Origin of the sequence: Idiomarina sp. (genome assembly GCF_019431395.1) — a bacterium.
In the GTDB taxonomy this organism is placed as follows: Bacteria; Pseudomonadota; Gammaproteobacteria; order Enterobacterales; family Alteromonadaceae; genus Idiomarina.
Window position 1 is genome coordinate 1,408,409 of sequence record NZ_CP080268.1, and the last position, 15,988, is coordinate 1,424,396.

At 51.4% G+C, this 15,988-nt stretch carries 13 protein-coding genes; 5 read left to right on the plus strand and 8 right to left on the minus strand.

Translation table 11 applies throughout. The annotated features are described in order from the left end of the window. Window positions 1-60 precede the first annotated feature (60 nt). Window positions 61-2,202 carry a TonB-dependent receptor gene (locus KZ771_RS06955; RefSeq protein ID WP_290654757.1) on the minus strand — a complete coding sequence of 714 codons (2,142 nt, stop codon included), beginning with the start codon at window positions 2,200-2,202 and terminating at the stop codon, window positions 61-63. 174 nt (window positions 2,203-2,376) lie between these two features. Between KZ771_RS06955 and KZ771_RS06960 the strand changes: the two genes are divergently transcribed. Next, the gene (locus KZ771_RS06960; protein ID WP_290654758.1) at window positions 2,377-4,029 is read left to right on the plus strand and encodes a M28 family metallopeptidase; all 1,653 of its coding nucleotides are present in this window, start codon (window positions 2,377-2,379) and stop codon (window positions 4,027-4,029) included. A gap of 5 nt (window positions 4,030-4,034) precedes the next feature. Beyond that, window positions 4,035-4,208: a hypothetical protein gene (locus tag KZ771_RS06965; protein ID WP_290572196.1), complete on the plus strand. Its 174-nt coding sequence runs from the start codon at window positions 4,035-4,037 to the stop codon at window positions 4,206-4,208. Window positions 4,209-4,255: 47 nt separating this feature from the next. Here the strand turns inward: KZ771_RS06965 and KZ771_RS06970 are convergent, their stop codons facing one another. The 3 genes from KZ771_RS06970 to cysS all read right to left on the minus strand — a co-directional run bounded on the left by KZ771_RS06970 (window position 4,256) and on the right by cysS (window position 9,257). After that, window positions 4,256-5,947: a GNAT family N-acyltransferase gene (locus tag KZ771_RS06970; protein ID WP_290654759.1), complete on the minus strand. Its 1,692-nt coding sequence runs from the start codon at window positions 5,945-5,947 to the stop codon at window positions 4,256-4,258. A 370-nt stretch (window positions 5,948-6,317) separates the two neighbouring features. After that, window positions 6,318-7,859, minus strand: coding sequence for a leucyl aminopeptidase family protein (locus KZ771_RS06975; RefSeq protein WP_290654760.1), 1,542 nt, complete (start codon window positions 7,857-7,859; stop codon window positions 6,318-6,320). A gap of 18 nt (window positions 7,860-7,877) precedes the next feature. Continuing rightward, window positions 7,878-9,257, minus strand: coding sequence for a cysteine--tRNA ligase (gene cysS, locus KZ771_RS06980; RefSeq protein WP_290654761.1), 1,380 nt, complete (start codon window positions 9,255-9,257; stop codon window positions 7,878-7,880). 122 nt (window positions 9,258-9,379) lie between these two features. Here cysS and KZ771_RS06985 point away from each other — a divergent pair, with 122 nt between their 5' ends. Further along, on the plus strand, window positions 9,380-9,877 hold the full coding sequence (locus tag KZ771_RS06985) for a peptidylprolyl isomerase (RefSeq protein WP_133539043.1): 498 nt from the start codon (window positions 9,380-9,382) through the stop codon (window positions 9,875-9,877). 10 nt (window positions 9,878-9,887) lie between these two features. Then, complete coding sequence (locus KZ771_RS06990) at window positions 9,888-10,610, plus strand: UDP-2,3-diacylglucosamine diphosphatase (protein WP_290654762.1); 723 nt, start codon at window positions 9,888-9,890, stop codon at window positions 10,608-10,610. Window positions 10,611-10,645: 35 nt separating this feature from the next. Here the strand turns inward: KZ771_RS06990 and KZ771_RS06995 are convergent, their stop codons facing one another. Further along, window positions 10,646-11,245 carry a Yip1 family protein gene (locus tag KZ771_RS06995; RefSeq protein WP_290572186.1) on the minus strand — a complete coding sequence of 200 codons (600 nt, stop codon included), beginning with the start codon at window positions 11,243-11,245 and terminating at the stop codon, window positions 10,646-10,648. Window positions 11,246-11,572: 327 nt separating this feature from the next. Here KZ771_RS06995 and miaE point away from each other — a divergent pair, with 327 nt between their 5' ends. Further along, window positions 11,573-12,379 (plus strand): tRNA isopentenyl-2-thiomethyl-A-37 hydroxylase MiaE, encoded by an 807-nt coding sequence (gene miaE / locus KZ771_RS07000; protein ID WP_290654763.1) that lies wholly within the window; start codon window positions 11,573-11,575, stop codon window positions 12,377-12,379. Between the two features lie 10 nt (window positions 12,380-12,389). Here miaE and KZ771_RS07005 read toward each other — a convergent pair whose 3' ends face one another. From KZ771_RS07005 to sohB, 3 genes are all read right to left on the minus strand, one after another. Next, window positions 12,390-13,349 carry a 2-oxoglutarate and iron-dependent oxygenase domain-containing protein gene (locus tag KZ771_RS07005; protein ID WP_290654764.1) on the minus strand — a complete coding sequence of 320 codons (960 nt, stop codon included), beginning with the start codon at window positions 13,347-13,349 and terminating at the stop codon, window positions 12,390-12,392. A 156-nt stretch (window positions 13,350-13,505) separates the two neighbouring features. Then, window positions 13,506-14,789, minus strand: a complete 1,284-nt coding sequence (locus KZ771_RS07010; RefSeq protein WP_290573751.1) for a dicarboxylate/amino acid:cation symporter — start codon at window positions 14,787-14,789, stop codon at window positions 13,506-13,508. 108 nt (window positions 14,790-14,897) lie between these two features. Next, window positions 14,898-15,893 carry a protease SohB gene (gene sohB, locus KZ771_RS07015; protein WP_133539036.1) on the minus strand — a complete coding sequence of 332 codons (996 nt, stop codon included), beginning with the start codon at window positions 15,891-15,893 and terminating at the stop codon, window positions 14,898-14,900. Between the last annotated feature and the right edge of the window lie 95 nt (window positions 15,894-15,988).

Below are 15,988 nucleotides of genomic sequence, written 5' to 3' on the forward strand. Positions count from 1 at the left end.
TTACCGAAGGATAGCAAATTACGCGGCGCTAATGTGTCTGACTGCGATTAACGGTCAGGTTCAGAAGTTTATCGACACCCCAAGCTGCACATTACGTCCCGGCATCGGCACATCATCCTTAAGGAACGAGCTATGCACCAGGCCCAACTGGTCAGTCAGGTTTTCTCCTTTTAGATAAACCGTCGCGCCATATTGCGCCAGCATTGGAGGGTAATAATTGATGCGCGCATCAACAATGCCAAAGGCAGGTGTCACGGTCTCGTTGTCTGCAATGCGATCCTGCTCCATATAGCGTGTGTAGCCTACGGCAGCATCAAAATCCTGTGCCTGATAACGTGCTTCTATGCCTATGCGCTGCGCCGGGATACGCGGTAAATCGCCGCCGGCGGTTTGTTTCGCGCGAGTGTAATCGCTAAAACCATGCACTGACCAGGCATCATCAAAGCGGTAACCCAAGTCTAACTCATAACCATAAAGTTCGGCGTCAGCCTGAGCAAATTGCACCACTTGCAGCGCTTCTTCGCCTTCATGTCCGTGCTCGTCCGCAAGTTCTCCTGCATGCTCATCGTGCCCCTCGTCAGTATGAATCATGTCACTGCTGATACCGGTAAAACGTTCATAAATAAAGTTATCGACACGGTTGTAGAACACATTGACTTGCGCATGCACGCGCTCGTTTTCAAAATGTAGCCCTACGTCAATGTTGTTAGAGGTTTCGGTGCTCACTTCTGCGCCTGCATTTTCTATATGGTACTCACCATTGTCTTCCTGGTGCAGCTCATAAAAAGTTCCCAATTCGTAGGTCTGGGTGGCAAAATGCTCGCCGTTAGCAAACACTTCCGTCGCGCTGGGCGCACGTTCTGCATGGCTCAGGTTTACCGAAACCGAACTGTGCTGGTCAAAATGATACAGATAGCCTGCCGATGCCGAGACCGAATCGAAGGTATCTAAGCGCACGTCTTCGCTGGCCAGTGTGGTTTGTTCGTAGCGCGCACCTAAATCGACGTGATGATCGCCAAATTCCTGCTCAACTAACCAGAACACACCTTGTGCCCGGCGACTGGTATCCGGAGTAAAAGCTTCGGCGCCAAACGCCTGTTTATCGCTGATATCCCACTGGTAGCCCAGGGCGCCGCTCCAGCCTTGTAACGGCTCGTGTTTAGCTATGACGCGCAGCTCTTTTTGATTATTGTTAAACTGCGTACCGACCTGTGCTCCTTCTATTTCACGGTGCTGATAATCGGTAAAGGCAGCGCGCATCTCGACCGCCTCGATGCCATTGACCGGAGCATTGAGTTGGCCGGCAATTTGCCAGCGCTGTTGTTCTAAATCAACAAACGGCAACGCCTCTTCTTCAGCACCATGTTCTTCTTCGCTCTCGTCTTCGTGCTCTTCGTCATGGCCGTGTGCATGTCCGGGAATACCGTATTCCGAGTACAACGCCTGATAACTGACACCGAAAAAGCCCCAGTCGTCATGATACGCGGTGCCTAAGGTGGCGCCGTCTGAATCAGAAAAGCTGTTCTCGACCGAATCAACGGCCTCGCCCTCGTCATTGATAAAGTTCGGCGTATCAAAATCGTCGCTGCGGCGATAATGCGCGTCCGCATAAAAAGCCCAGCTGCCGTTACCGGCGGTGACATTATACGAGGCTTCCTTCTGATCATTGACCGTCGCACCGCGAAGATTCAGGTTACCCTCCAAATCATAGACCGGCTGCGTCGGAATGCGGTTGTCCACCACATTAATCACGCCGCCAATGGCGCCACTGCCATACAACAAGGTTGCCGGGCCACGCAGCACCTCAATTTGATCAGCGCTACTGGTTTCGGTGGTCACTGCATGATCAGGACTGCCCCGTGATACATCGCCGGTATCTAAGCCATTTTGGGTGATTTTTACGCGCGGACCATCCAGCCCCCGAATAATCGGACTGCCTGCACCAGCGGTATAATGCGTGTTGTTAATGCCCGGTTCCGACGATAGTGTTTCGCCTAACGTCTGGGCATGTTTTTGCTGTAACTCGTCACCGCTGATAATGCTGACCGGTTGGGTTGATTCCAGCGCTGTTTTATTCAACGGGTTGGCGGTAATCACTATAGTTTCGCCTACAGGAACCGATTCGCTCTGCGATGACTGCTGAGCCGCCACCGGCAACGTCGTCATTCCGAGCAAACCCAGGGTAATAGCATTTAACCTCACACAGACTCCTTAGCTGATCTGAATCAATCGCTTATGTAATAATATAACATTACAATTCTTATTTACGATTTGCAACACTCTCGTTGCGATAAGCGGCTAGTGATTGCTTATTAGCTGGGTTACACTGAACCGGCAATCCAACATCTTTTAATAACAATACGTTGTGAGAACATCATGAAGAAGTTAACTCGTCTGCTATTACCTGCAGCCATCGCAGCTACTTTAGCTGCCTGTGGCGCGCAAGAAGCGCCCGCCAAAGACACCAGTGTCAGTGCGCAGCAACAAAATATCCGCGCCCATTTAGAATTTCTTGCCAGTGATGACCTGAAAGGTCGTCAAACCGGCAGCGACGGTCATGAGATCGCGTCAAAGTACATTGTCAGCGAATTCAAACAATTAGGCCTTGAACCCGCAGGCGAGGACGGTACCTATTATCAGCGCATTCCGTTTCGCACCAGTATGCTGAAAGCCGATAGCGCGAAAATGGTTTACTCGGCTAACGGCGAAGAGCTTGAATTTGAGTTTGGTAAAGAATTCATCACCGGCCCCAGCCATCACGCTGAACGCAGTGAAGTGACCGCACCATTGGTGTTTGTTGGCTACGGTATGGAAGCGCCTGAATTTGGTTTAAACGATTACGAAGGCCTGGATGTTGAAGGCAAGATCGTGGTGATGCTGACCGGCCGCCCCGAGAACCTGCCTAGCGAAGAAGGCGCACATTTAGCCAATATTAAAGATGATATTGCCCGCGACAAAGGTGCTGTCGGCATCATTACCCTGCATACGCCGGTGCGCGAAGAAGTGCGTAAATTTGAAACCAGCGTCTATTACACCAAAACGCCGCGCATGACCTGGATGGGGCCTAATGGTTTGCCACAGGGTCAGGAACAACAATTAATGGGCTCTGCCTATTTAGACGACGAACCGGCGCAAAAATTATTTGCTAACGCTCCTACGGCGTTGGATGCGATCTTCGAACAAATCAGTGAAGATCCTAATTTTTCGCCTAAAGGCTTTGAACTGGACGGTTCGGTTATGTTGGCTAAAGAGTCAACCCATGAAGAAACGACCAGCCCTAACGTAGCTGCAGTACTTCCGGGCACCGATCCTCAGCTTAAGGACGAGTATGTGGTTTACACCGCTCACTCTGACCATATTGGCGTAGTCAAAGACATGAGCAGTGACGATGTCATTAACAACGGCGCCATGGATAACGCCTCAGGCGTTTCAGTCATGCTGGAAACCGCGCGCATGTTTGTTGAATCAGGCATCGACAATAAACGTTCAATCATGTTCCTGTCGGTAACCGCAGAAGAAAAAGGCCTGTTGGGCGCTGATTACTTCGCCAACAACCCGACCGTGCCTCTGAACAGCATCGTCGCCAACGTCAACCTGGATATGCCGGTGTTGTTGTACGATTTTGCTGACGTTATCGCCTTCGGTGCATCGCACTCGACCCTGGGTGATACAGTGACTAAAGCGGCGCAACAATATGATACCGAACAAAGCCCGGATCCAATGCCTGAGCAAGCGATCTTCACACGCTCTGACCACTACACTTTGGTTAAAAAAGGTATCCCGGCGGTATTCCTGATGACAGGCTTTACCTCGCGTACTGAGGGTGAAGACGGTGGCGAAGTATGGGGTAAATTCTTTGCTGAGCACTACCACCGCCCCAGCGATGATTTAAAAGTACATGATGTTAACTACGAGGCGGGTGCGCGCTTCACCAACATCAACTTCGAAATCGGAAACGAAATTGCGAACGCTGATCAGCGCCCGCAATGGCTGGAAGATTCTTACTTCGGTAAGCAGTTCCAGGAATAAGGCCCTTGGCAGCTGCGCTGCGGCTATTGACGCCTGCGGCGTGGCTGTTTGTCGCTTCGCGACGGCTGTTTGCAACATCGCTTCGCTCGTTGCGGCTGTTTGTGCTACGCACGGCTTTTACCGCCGTCAGGCAAACAGCCTTAGCGGCCGAAGGCACGCTAAAAACAGCCGTGCCGTAGGCACAAAAAGCCGCCCCGACAGGGGCAAATAGCCGCGCCGTCAGGCGCTAAAGATATCGTTTGCGCTTCTTCGGCTTTAATTTAGTAATATCCACCAGCACCAGGCCGTCGATGGAATTGGAAAAGTCCGGATCGACCCCAAACGCTAAAAACTGCACCCCGCCCTTTTCACACAAATCCGCATACTGTTTATATAACGTCGGTATTGCTGTACCCATCGATGCCAGATAGCTTTTTAAATCGCAAAAGTCCTGTTCGTAACAACCCGTTAGCCGAAAGTGTTTCGCCTCCGGATTATAGGGATGATTTGCTGTGGCAAGCTGTGGATGCACGGGCGGAAAGTAGTGACGATAAAACGCGACCAAGGCTTCTTTCGCCGGATCCGGCAAGGCGTTACTGATACTGACCGAGCCAAATAAATAGCGATACTGCGGCCGCTGTTTTAATAACGCACCAATCCCCAGCCACAAATAATCGAGGCTGCGTTTACCCCAATAGCGTGGTTGTACAAACGAACGCCCCAGCTCTAAACCCTGCGCGTGAATATCGGATATCGCCGTATCAAATTGATAAAATGCATTAGTATAAAGTCCGTTTGAGCCTACCTTTTGCAGGATCTTTGCGCAGTCTCCCAGCCGATACGCACCGGCGATTTCAAGGTCATCAGGGTCCCACAGAATAAGGTGCATATAATAACGGTCATGGTCATCCAGATCGCGGCGCTGCCAGGTGCCCTCGCCTACTGCCCGAAATGCCACTTCGCGTAAACGGCCAATTTCACGCAAAATCGGCGAGCTACCGTTAAACTCATACAAGACAATCTGCTTACCGCAGGCGGTGGTACCCAGTTGCTCGCACTGTTCAATAGCCTGCTTTAACGTTTGGCGCGGCTCAGGCCTCGCCACCGCCGTTTGGGTGGGTAAAATCAGCTCCTTTTGACTGCCCAGCCGGTAAAGGTGCTTTTTTAGTAGTTTAAGTTGTTGTTTTACCGGCAACAGACGCATCGTTTCCAGCGCCTGGTATGGAATCAGCTCACCAATACGGCAACTGACGTGTTTACGCTGTTGGCGGAACATCTCCTTCACCAACAATAAGGTCGCCAATGGTTTGTAAACCATAGAAGCGGTATAAAATAACGCCGAATTGTGAGCGTACAGACGAATGGGTAATAACGGTGCTTCACAGCGTTTCGCTAACTTAACAAAACCTTGCTGCCAACGCGTATCCCTGACTCCCTGAGGTCGCAAGCGCGACACCTCGCCGGCAGGGAACACAATAATCGCGCCCTCATCGTTTAAATGCTGGTGCATATTACGAATATCATCGCGGCCCGAAGAGCCGTTAAACACGCGTACCGGTAATAGCATTGATTGCAGCGGTTTTAGTTTCATCAGCAGATCGTTGGCGACAATTTTTACATCGCTGCGCACTTCGCTGACCAATTTTAGTAAGGCTAAACCGTCGAGTGAGCCAATCGGATGGTTGGCAAATATAATCACCCGCCCTCGACTGGGAATATTATCCAGCTCACTACTACGGTAAGCATAAGAAAAATTAAAATAATCGAGCACCTGCTCAACAAAGTCGATGCCATTAAGTTCAGGATAGTGCTGACTAAAGTCACGAATATCGCTTTCGTGCAGCAAGTTGCGTAAAAACCAGGTGGTGGGTTTAGCCAGCCAGGGTGTATTGTGTATACGCGGCAGGCTCTGTTTGACAACGTCTTCTACGTTCAACATGGGGCTGTCCTCATCGTTGCGATAAGAACAGCCTACGGTGCTTTTATGACACTACGATGACTTCCAGTGCTAGGCGCCGCCTGCGGCGGCTTGCCGGGCAGCGCGTGCTGCGCCGCGCTTTGCCAGGCGGCTCCCGCTTCGCGGAGCCTTGCCCAGCGGCGCTACGCGCCTTGCAGCTAAACACCGTAACTTGCGCCTGCGGCGCAAGGCGGTTCGCCGCGCCACAGGCGCGTGCTCAGTTTTTAACAAGCGCCGGGAGGCGCGCCAAGCAAGCGGGCGAAGCCCGCGCCAAGCAAGGCACAGCGAAGCCTGTGCCGCCCGGCAAGCTGCCGCAGGCAGCGCCGAGCGTAGGTCGCGCAGAATGCGCGACCTACTGTAAGTAGTGCGCTGCCAGCATCGTTACCGGCGCCGCGGTTGGCTTGCCGTGTTGCCAGTCACCGCCTTCAACACCGCTGCCGGCGATGTCTACGTGCACGTAGTTCAGTGGTTTGTCACTATCAATACCGTGAGCATCCAGACCCGATACGCCGACTAAAAACGCCATTGGGAACTGGTGTCCGCGCGCGGTTGTTGCTGACGGGCCATTGTTTGACGACAGCAAGTCATCACACAACGTGCGCCCTTTAACAAAATCAAAGTCTTCGCGGCGTGACCAGGAGATCTCAGCCGGATCGCCGAATACTTCGCCCTGCTCAAACAACTGCTGGGCTACCTGTGCTTTGCGTGCCGCACCATTAGGTACTAATGCCGAATACGGACCTTTGGACAGCGCCGCGTGTCCTGTCAACGTCGCTACCGTGTATAAGTCGCACGGCACTTCACTGGCGGCGGCTTCTTCACGCAGATGCGACAACAGGTCAGCCATGGCCAGACGCCCTTCGGCATCGGTATTACCAATGCGCACTCGTTTACCGCTGTGACCGGTAATAATTTCGTCGGCAACAAAGGCGTCAGAGCCAATGCTGTTGCGTACCGCGGCAATTTCCGCAATCACGTTAATATTATCCGGCTGCACTTCTGCAACCGTTTTCACAAAGCCAGCAACCGCAGCGGCGCCGCCTTTGTCTCGGCTCATGCCCGCCATGTGGCCGCCCACTTTAAGGTCAGCGCCACCGGTATCGTAAACAATACCCTTGCCGGCAAACATCACCGTGCGTTCAGGGTTCGCGCCTTTGTATTCTAATCGAATAACGCAGGGACGATGGCGTTCGACCTCGATCGATGCACGACCAACGGCCGCCGCCAATGGATATTCGTGCTGTAACTGCTGATAATCGTCAATCACTGTTACTTTTACTGGTGTATGCGCAAACGCCTGACGGCAATATTCCGCAAACCGTGGTGGTGCCATCCGCTCAGGTTCGGTACCGGCTAAATCACGCGCTACCCGTTTACCGGCCTCAACCGCCATTGCCCAATCGGCATTCAGCGCACCCACCAGGGTTACCGCTTTAGTCGGCTCAATCTCATCTTCGCCATGGGCTTCGCGCGCCTCTAACGGCTGATACAGTGCCTGGCAAAAACCCAGATAGGCGGCAAGGTGCGCTTGCTGATACCGTTCGTCCTGGGTATCAACCGCATTTAGCATCAATACCGGATGGCGTGCACCGGCGTCCTGCGCTATTTTCGCGGCCTTGGCTGCGGCATCAAAAATTTGTCGTACATCGTCATAATCACGATTCAGCGGTCCGGTTGGCGCAACCACCAAACGGTTACCCGGCACGTCAGGCTGCAATAACAACAAGGTTTCTTTACCCACACGCTGGTCGCTCTGTTGCGCCGCACGAATAGCTTCGCTCAGCTCAGTGTCTTCAACCCGGTCAAATGAACCAATCACAATCAGTGCGTCGGTTTGTTCGTTTTCTTTTGCCTGAGTCAAAGACTCAACACAATGTAGTTGTGCAAATGCCATAATTAAATCTGCCTCCTGTTAGCTGCGGCGCCATTGGGTCCCACCGGGACCATCTTCCAGCACAATGCCCATCGCGGTCAGTTCGTCCCGCGCGGCATCGGCGGCCGCCCAATCTTTTTCTGCTCTGGCGTTATTACGTTTGGCAATCAGCGACTCGATCAACGCCACGTCATCGTTGTCGCCCTGTAAAAACTGTTCGGGCTGTTGTTGCAATAACCCCAGTACCTCAGCCAGCTCTTGCAATACGGTTGCCAGCTGCGCTGCTTTGTCGGTCTCGGTATCGCGCACACGGTTCATTTCGCGCGCGATATCAAACAACACGCTCATGGCTTCGGGCGCATTAAAATCATCATTCATCGCGTCACTGAAAGCCTGCCAGTATGGTGCTCGTATGGTCTCTTCAGCAGTCACCGGTTCAATGCCACGTAAGGCGGTATACAACCGTTCCAGCGCGGCATGCGCCTGTTCCAGATTGTCCTGGGTATAATTTAACTGCGAACGATAATGACTGGATAACAGGAAATAACGCACGGTCTCGGCGTCATAGCTGTTTAACACGTCGCGAATGGTAAAAAAGTTACCCAGCGATTTAGACATTTTGACGTCATCAACCTGCACCATACCGCTGTGCATCCAGTAATTAACGTAATCCGAGTGGTTAGCACAGCAACTTTGCGCAATTTCGTTTTCGTGATGCGGAAAGGTTAAATCCGAGCCGCCGCCATGAATATCAAATGTCTCGCCCAGGTGCTCTTTGTTCATTGCCGAGCATTCAATATGCCAGCCCGGCCGCCCCTCGCCCCACGGCGATGACCAGCTCGGTTCGCCGGCTTTGGCTTTCTTCCACAGCACAAAATCTAACGGGTCAGTTTTTGCCTCATCGACATCCACCCGCGCGCCTGCCTGTAATTGCGTCAGGTCCTGACGGCTTAACTTGCCATAATCAGTGAAGGTAGACACATCGAACAGCACATCGCCGTTACTGGCAACGTAGGCGTTGTCATTGGCAATAAGCCGCTCAATCATGGCTATAATTTGACCCATGTGACCGGTCACACGCGGTTCGATATCCGGGCGCACCAGGTTAAGCGCATCGAAGTCTTTATGCATTTCGCCGATAAAACGCTCGGTAACCGCACTAAAATCTTCGCCGTTTTCCGCTGCACGTTTAATAATTTTGTCGTCCAGGTCGGTAATATTGCGCACATAGGTCACGTCATAGCCGATTTTGCGCAGATAGCGCACGACAATATCAAACGCTACATAAGTGCGGGCATGGCCAATGTGACAGAAGTCATAGGTGGTGACACCGCACACGTACATACCCACTTTGCCGGGTTCGATCGGCGTAAACGTCTGCTTTTCGCGCGTTAGGGTATTAAACAGTGTCAGTGCCATAATGCTGTGCTTCCTTTAGTTTTAGCGTGAAGATTGATGTTTTTGCAAAACACTAATGATACCACTGAACGTAACGCTCTGGTACACTAGCGCCGGTTTAATCATTGTTACAGGATACCAATATGCAGGTTGTATTACACACAAACCACGGTGACATCACCCTGGAAATGCATCAAGATACCGCGCCGAATACGGTAGAAAACTTTTTAAAGTATGCGCGCGACGGTTTTTACAGCAATACGCTGTTCCACCGCGTGATTGATGGCTTTATGGTACAAGGTGGTGGCTTTGAGCCGGGGATGAAGCAAAAAGAAACCCGCGACACTATCGAAAACGAAGCAAAAACCGCTAAGCCGAACACGGTTGGTACCGTGGCAATGGCGCGTACACCGGATCCGCATTCGGCATCATCACAGTTCTTTATCAATGTGAATGACAACAGCTTTTTGAACTTCCAGAACGAAACCCCGAACGGCTACGGTTACTGCGTATTCGCCGAAGTGGTTGACGGTATGGACGTGGTTAATCAAATCAAAGACGTTAAAACAGGTTCAGCAGGCTTTCATCAGGATGTGCCAGTCGACGACGTGATCATTCAAAAAGTGACCATCAACGACTAAACGCGCTGCTATGACGACTGCGTTTATTGCTGATCTTCACTTATCGCCGGCGCGGCCCGATATCACGGCCGCGTTCAGCGACTTTTGTCAGCAGCAGCGTCATACTCTGGATGAGCTTTATATTCTCGGCGACTTGTTCGACGCCTGGCTGGGTGACGATGACCCCAGCGACTTTGCCGGGCAAATCAAGTCGCAGCTGCGCGCGCTAAGCGATGCCGGTGTAGCGCTTTATTTTATGCCGGGCAATCGTGACTTTATGCTGGGTGAGCGCTTTGCGGCGGACGTGGGCTTAACCCTGCTGCCGGACGAAACCGTGATTAACCTTAACGGCGAGCGCACGCTATTAATGCATGGCGATACACTCTGCACAGACGATACCGACTATCTGCGCTACCGCGCTATCATTCAGCACCCCATTAGCAAGTTTATTTTACGTCATTTACCCTTGGCCTTGCGGATGCGTATTGCCCGTAAACTGCGTGCCGGTTCAGCGTCTAAACGCCCCAACCTAACGCCGCAACGGTTGCGCCAAATGGATGTGCAGCATCCTGCGGTTATCTCGGTAATGCAAAAGCATAACGTGCAACGGCTTATTCACGGCCATACGCATCGTGCTGCGATCCATTCGTTTTGTGTTAACGGCAAGCAGGCTGAACGCGTCGTATTAGGTGATTGGTATGATGCTCAGCGGGTTTTGAATACACGGGGATATGCGGGGATTTATACAAAGTAGCTTGCGCCTTAGGCGCAAGCTGTGAGCGGTTTAAATTACGACATGAAGGTTGGGCCGAAGCCATTAGTCCATAAAATGGCTGTCGTTACCATTAGGATTACCATCAGGATAAGGCCGGCAGTAACCACTGAACTGGCATATAAAAAGCCGCGCTCTTCCGGAATATGCATGATGACCGGAATCCCCGCATACAGTAGGTAAACTGAGTAGGCGACGCCCGCCAGGAAAATCAACGATACAAACCATAGTTCAGGATAAAGCGCTGCAACACCTGACATAATAACCGGAGTTGCTGTATAAGCCGCCAGTTCCAGCGACTGAGTAAAGCTCGGATCGGCGCCAAAGGTCTTCGCCATCCAGTAAACCAAATAGGCCAACGCAAAGGTGGCGGCGATGATACCGGCGTACATAGCAACGCCCAACATTACTGCGCTACCCTGCGTTAAGAAAATCGATTCCCGCGCACCAACACTCCAGCCAATATGAGCAGAAGCGTAATAGGCTGCAGCACACGGTAATAGTGCGACAAACAAAATGTGCGTTAACGAATTGACGATACTTTCACGTTTAGCGTCAATGGTTTTCCACTCTTCCATTGGATGAGCGTATAAACCCCATATGTGATTCAGAATCATAATTGACTACCCCATATAACGCGGCTTTGCCGCCCTTATTGTTCCCAAAAAAGTTGTTCCAAAAAATGTGCTTATGCACCTGTCCGCTGTCGCGGCTTCTTATTGTTATTTAAGCAGTTATTCTTGTTAAAAAAACACGAGTGAGTAAAAATTCACCTTACCCCTACTATTGAGAACATTTTTTAACCTGTCAAGCGATTTCTGTTAACAATCCCAACGATTTATTAACATTATTAATAAATGTCAACAATGGATTATCACGCATTCAGTTTTCGCCTCAAGTGGCGTAAAATAGCGTTATTATTCGCCAACAACAGACGCGTAGTAATGACTGCTGTAGCACCTAAGCCGGAACCAACAGAAACACAATCTGCCCGCGAGATCGAGCGATTGCTGCAACCGATCAACGAGTTTTTGCAATGCCGCACACCCGGAGCCTGGCTGGAGCAAGCCAAAAAGCCGGAAAACCTGCCGGTGCTATTACGTGATCACATGGTTTGCGAGTTAAAAGCCGCCCAGAGCGCCATGTTGCTAATCCGCCGCTACGCCGTTGATGAAGAAAGCGGCAACGCGTTGCTGGCCTGGTTAAAGCCGTATGAAGATTACACCTACCGGTTGGTCGGTAACTGGCGCGAGCTGGGCAAGCATAATAAGTTGAATAAGCGCATGGTACCTAAGTCAGAGCGGCCTTACAGTCAGGAACTGATCGACAAAATGGTGTTGTTGATAAAGGAAGAGCTGCATCATTTTTATCAGGTACTGGAGATTGCACAGGAGCTCGGCATTGAGTACGACAAGCTAACCTCCAGCCGCTATGCACGTGGGTTGCTAACCCATGTGCGAACCTACGAACCGGCGGCACTTATCGATAAGTTAATTTGCGGCGCTTATATCGAAGCACGCTCATGCGAACGTTTTGCCGCCATCGCACCGCACGTTGACGAGCGCTTAGGCCAGTTTTATATCTCGTTATTACGTTCCGAGGCCCGCCATTATCAGGATTACCTGACCCTGGCCGAGCAAATCGCTGGTGACGATATCTCCGACCGCATCGCATTTTTCGGCGAGATCGAACGCGATTTGATTGAATCTCCCGACCCCGATTTTAAATTCCATTCCGGGTTGCCCGCGTGAAGCCCCGCCGTCAGGCGGCCTTTCCGGCACTTGGATGCGAGCGCACCCTGCCCTTTAGGACATTTTCGCCGACATGAGACAATAGCGGATTATTAGGGTCCGTTGAGATGCCTTTTGATTTAGCTTTCAGCTGCTCAGGCAAGTCCAGTACCGGCACCGTCGCATCCAGCCGCGCTGCCATAAAATAGGCCACGGAATAGCGCTCGGTTCCCGGTTGTGGAGCGCGTACTCGATGGTTGGTGGCTTGTAAAAAGCCGTCGGATGCCAACTCCAGTAGCTCACCAATGTTGACCACAAACGATCCGGGCATCGGTTCAACATCCAGCCACTGCCCCTGATGCTCGACTTCTAAGCCACTTTGCTGGTCTTGTAGGACGAAGGTCAGGTAGCCGGGGTCTTTATGAGCGCCAACGCCCTGGCGTGATTGCACCGATCCCGGATAGCGAATAATTTTGGAATGCGTATAGGGGCTATCACGAAAGCTCTGATCCAACGCATGTGCGTCCATACCCATAGACTGACAAAGGGCGCGCAATAAAGTCACAGCAATGTCCGTTTGGCGTTCGCTTAAGGCCAATAGCGTATGCTCAAGCTGTGGCAACGCCGCAGGCCACAAATTGGGCCCGATAACCTGCTGCCAATCATGGCGTATTTCCGTCGGCGCCGGCTCTTCATTCATCCAGTCAAACTGCTCACGGACATCCACCGCCCCGCCGGTCAACTCCTGCCCAACCGCGTTATAACCACGGAAGTGAGGTGAATAACGCATATCGACACCCGCTTTCTGCGCAGCAGGCAAGCCAAAAAATCGCCGACTCAAGTTCATGACCTGTGCCAGTTCGTGCTCAGATAGCCCATGGTCAACCAAATAGAAAAAGCCCACTTCACTTGCCGCCCAGCGCAACCGCAGACGTTCCTGTTCGCTATCTAATTGTGCAAACGAAATTATCGGTAACTGCTGTATCGCCATCGTTGCCACCTTATTAAAATTTGATGGCAACGATAATAAATCCGATACAAACCTAAGCGAACGAACGATTTAATCTATAATAGGCGAGAATGGAATATGGCTCCAATCGCTGCGCCTCGGCACAGACGACGAGAGCATGTCGCGCCGGGACGCGACCTACAGTTCTTCGAGCTTCTTGCCGGCCTCGCGGTCGTAATAGACCTCTTCGTCGAAGTCGCCTTCGGATTTGGCAACCACACAGCTGACCATCGCATCACCGGTGACGTTAACGGCCGTTCGGGTCATATCCAGTAAGCGGTCAACACCGATAATCAGGCCGATGCCCTCGACCGGCAAACCAACCTGTTGCAGCACCATCGCCAGCATGATCAAGCCAACGCCCGGTACACCCGCAGTACCCACCGACGCCAATGTCGCCGTCAGGATCACCATCAGGTAATCACCTACCGACAGGTCAAGCCCATACACCTGAGCAATAAACACCGTCGCCACACCCTGCATGATCGAGGTGCCATCCATATTAATGGTCGCACCCAGCGGCACGGTAAACGAACCGACGCTGTTTTTGACACCTAGACGCTTGGTCACGGTCTCCAGGGTAATCGGCATCGTAGCGTTACTGGACGCGGTACTAAACCCAAATAATTGCGCATCACGCATCTTACGCAGGAATATACCCGGTTTAACGCGCGCTAAGGTACTGAGCAGGAACGGATGCACGATCAGACCGTGAATTAACAGCACGATCAACACCAGGAAGAAGTACTTCGCCAGGCTCGCTATCATACCCAGTCCGGTCTCGGTAAATAGCTTGGCCATAAGCGCAAACACACCGTAAGGCGCCAGGTTCATCAAAATAACCACCAGCTTCATAATGACTTCGTTAAAGTCATCAAAAAAGCTTTTCAGGCGCTCGCCCGGCTTACCTACCAACGCCATCGCAATACCAAACAACAACGCAAACACGATAATTTGCAGCATGTTGCCCTGCGCCATGGCATTAATCGGGTTATCCGGGAACAAGTCAATAATAACCTGCGACAGCGACGGTGCCTCGGACGGCTCAAAGGTCGTATTTGAGTCACGCTCAACACCTGAACCCGGTTGAATCAGTATGGCCGAGAAAATCGCGATAGAAATAGCGATAGCCGTGGTAACCAGGTACATACCGACGGCTTTACCGCCTAAGCGACCGAGCTTACTGGGGTCACTCAACGAACATGTTCCCACCACCAGCGAGACAAATACCAGCGGTACTACCAGCATCTTCAGTGAGGTAATAAATATCTGACCAATGATATTAAACAAACCGTTCGTCAGATAACTATCAACCCAGGCACTTTCACCAGCAAAAAAGCGCAACGCCAGCCCCAATGCAATACCTGCGACCATACCAATGACGATACGGCTGGTTAGGCTCAATTTCTTTTTGTCACTCATACGAGTCCTTTATTTTATTAAATTGGCTTCCCAAAACCGCCTAAGACTAGCAAAAAGGCCGCGTCAGCGCTAGCGATTAACAGGCGCTTTAGCGACCGAATAACTCGCTTAAACGTCAGAGCGTGCAAACGAGGATTTTAAGGTCTGAATAATGGTCGCCGCCCCTTTAGCGAAACGCTCGCTTAGCGGCTTTTTAACACTGTACTCCAGTTTTAAAATCTCACGCTCGTCCAATTGCTTCAGTAACCATTCATCGCTGGTTACTACTTCGTCAACCAAACCCAGTTCTTTCGCTTGCTGTCCTGACCAGACTTCGCCGGTAGCCACCTTATCAATATCCAGCTCCGCGCGATTAGTCTGCACAAAGTCTTTAAATTGGTGATGAATGGCTTCTAAGTCTTTTTTGAATTTGCGGCGGCCTTCATCAGTATTTTCGCCGAAGACCGTCAGCGTGCGTTTAAACTCGCCCGCGGTAATCTGCTCAAAATCGATATCGTGATTTTTAAGCCAACGATGCACGTTCGGAATCTGCGCCACCACGCCAATCGAGCCAATAAAGGCAAACGGCGCCGCATAAATTTTATGCCCCACACAGGCCATCATATAACCGCCACTGGCAGCGACTTTATCCACCGCCACGTGCAAGGTCATGCCGTGGTCACGTAAACGCTGCAACTGCGCAGCCGCCAGGCCATAACCATTAACCACACCACCGCCACTTTCCAGGCGAATCAGCACATCGTCTTTATCACTGGCGATACTCAGTACCGCATTAATCTCGCGGCGCAAGTTTTCGACTTCTTTAGCATCCATCGAGCCTTTAAAATCAATCACAAATAAACGGTTTTCATGTTTCTTTTCAGATTTTCGCGCTTTTTTAAGCAGCTTCTCGGCTTTTTTACGCGCTTTCTTATCCAAAAGCTCCATCCGCAGGGCATCCTGCATCTGTTGGATCTCTTTGGACAAATGGGTCACTTCCAATTCGCCTTTCTGTTTTTTCTGCTTCTGCGCCGCTTGCGCAATGACACCCGTGATAATCACGAAAGCAAAAATAATAATCCCCGCCTTCAACAAAAAACTGCCAATATCGGCCAAAAATTCCATACAAACAACTCCCAAGTATCACTATTTAGCCCAGTCTAACATCCCGTCGCGCCAAAGGCGCGACCTACATAGGCGAGTGGCGAAGCCACGAGCCG

Excerpts from the sequence above, each read along its gene's own strand:
- miaE (WP_290654763.1), top strand. The coding sequence starts at position 11,573 with ATGACTGCTGTAGCACCTAAGCCGGAACCAACAGAAACACAATCTGCC.
- KZ771_RS06990 (WP_290654762.1), top strand. The coding sequence starts at position 9,888 with ATGACGACTGCGTTTATTGCTGATCTTCACTTATCGCCGGCGCGGCCC.
- KZ771_RS06995 (WP_290572186.1), bottom strand. The coding sequence starts at position 11,245 with ATGATTCTGAATCACATATGGGGTTTATACGCTCATCCAATGGAAGAG.
- sohB (WP_133539036.1), bottom strand. The coding sequence starts at position 15,893 with ATGGAATTTTTGGCCGATATTGGCAGTTTTTTGTTGAAGGCGGGGATT.
- KZ771_RS06985 (WP_133539043.1), top strand. The coding sequence starts at position 9,380 with ATGCAGGTTGTATTACACACAAACCACGGTGACATCACCCTGGAAATG.
- KZ771_RS06975 (WP_290654760.1), bottom strand. The coding sequence starts at position 7,859 with ATGGCATTTGCACAACTACATTGTGTTGAGTCTTTGACTCAGGCAAAA.
- KZ771_RS07010 (WP_290573751.1), bottom strand. The coding sequence starts at position 14,789 with ATGAGTGACAAAAAGAAATTGAGCCTAACCAGCCGTATCGTCATTGGT.
- KZ771_RS06960 (WP_290654758.1), top strand. The coding sequence starts at position 2,377 with ATGAAGAAGTTAACTCGTCTGCTATTACCTGCAGCCATCGCAGCTACT.
- KZ771_RS06970 (WP_290654759.1), bottom strand. The coding sequence starts at position 5,947 with ATGTTGAACGTAGAAGACGTTGTCAAACAGAGCCTGCCGCGTATACAC.
- cysS (WP_290654761.1), bottom strand. The coding sequence starts at position 9,257 with ATGGCACTGACACTGTTTAATACCCTAACGCGCGAAAAGCAGACGTTT.
- KZ771_RS07005 (WP_290654764.1), bottom strand. The coding sequence starts at position 13,349 with ATGGCGATACAGCAGTTACCGATAATTTCGTTTGCACAATTAGATAGC.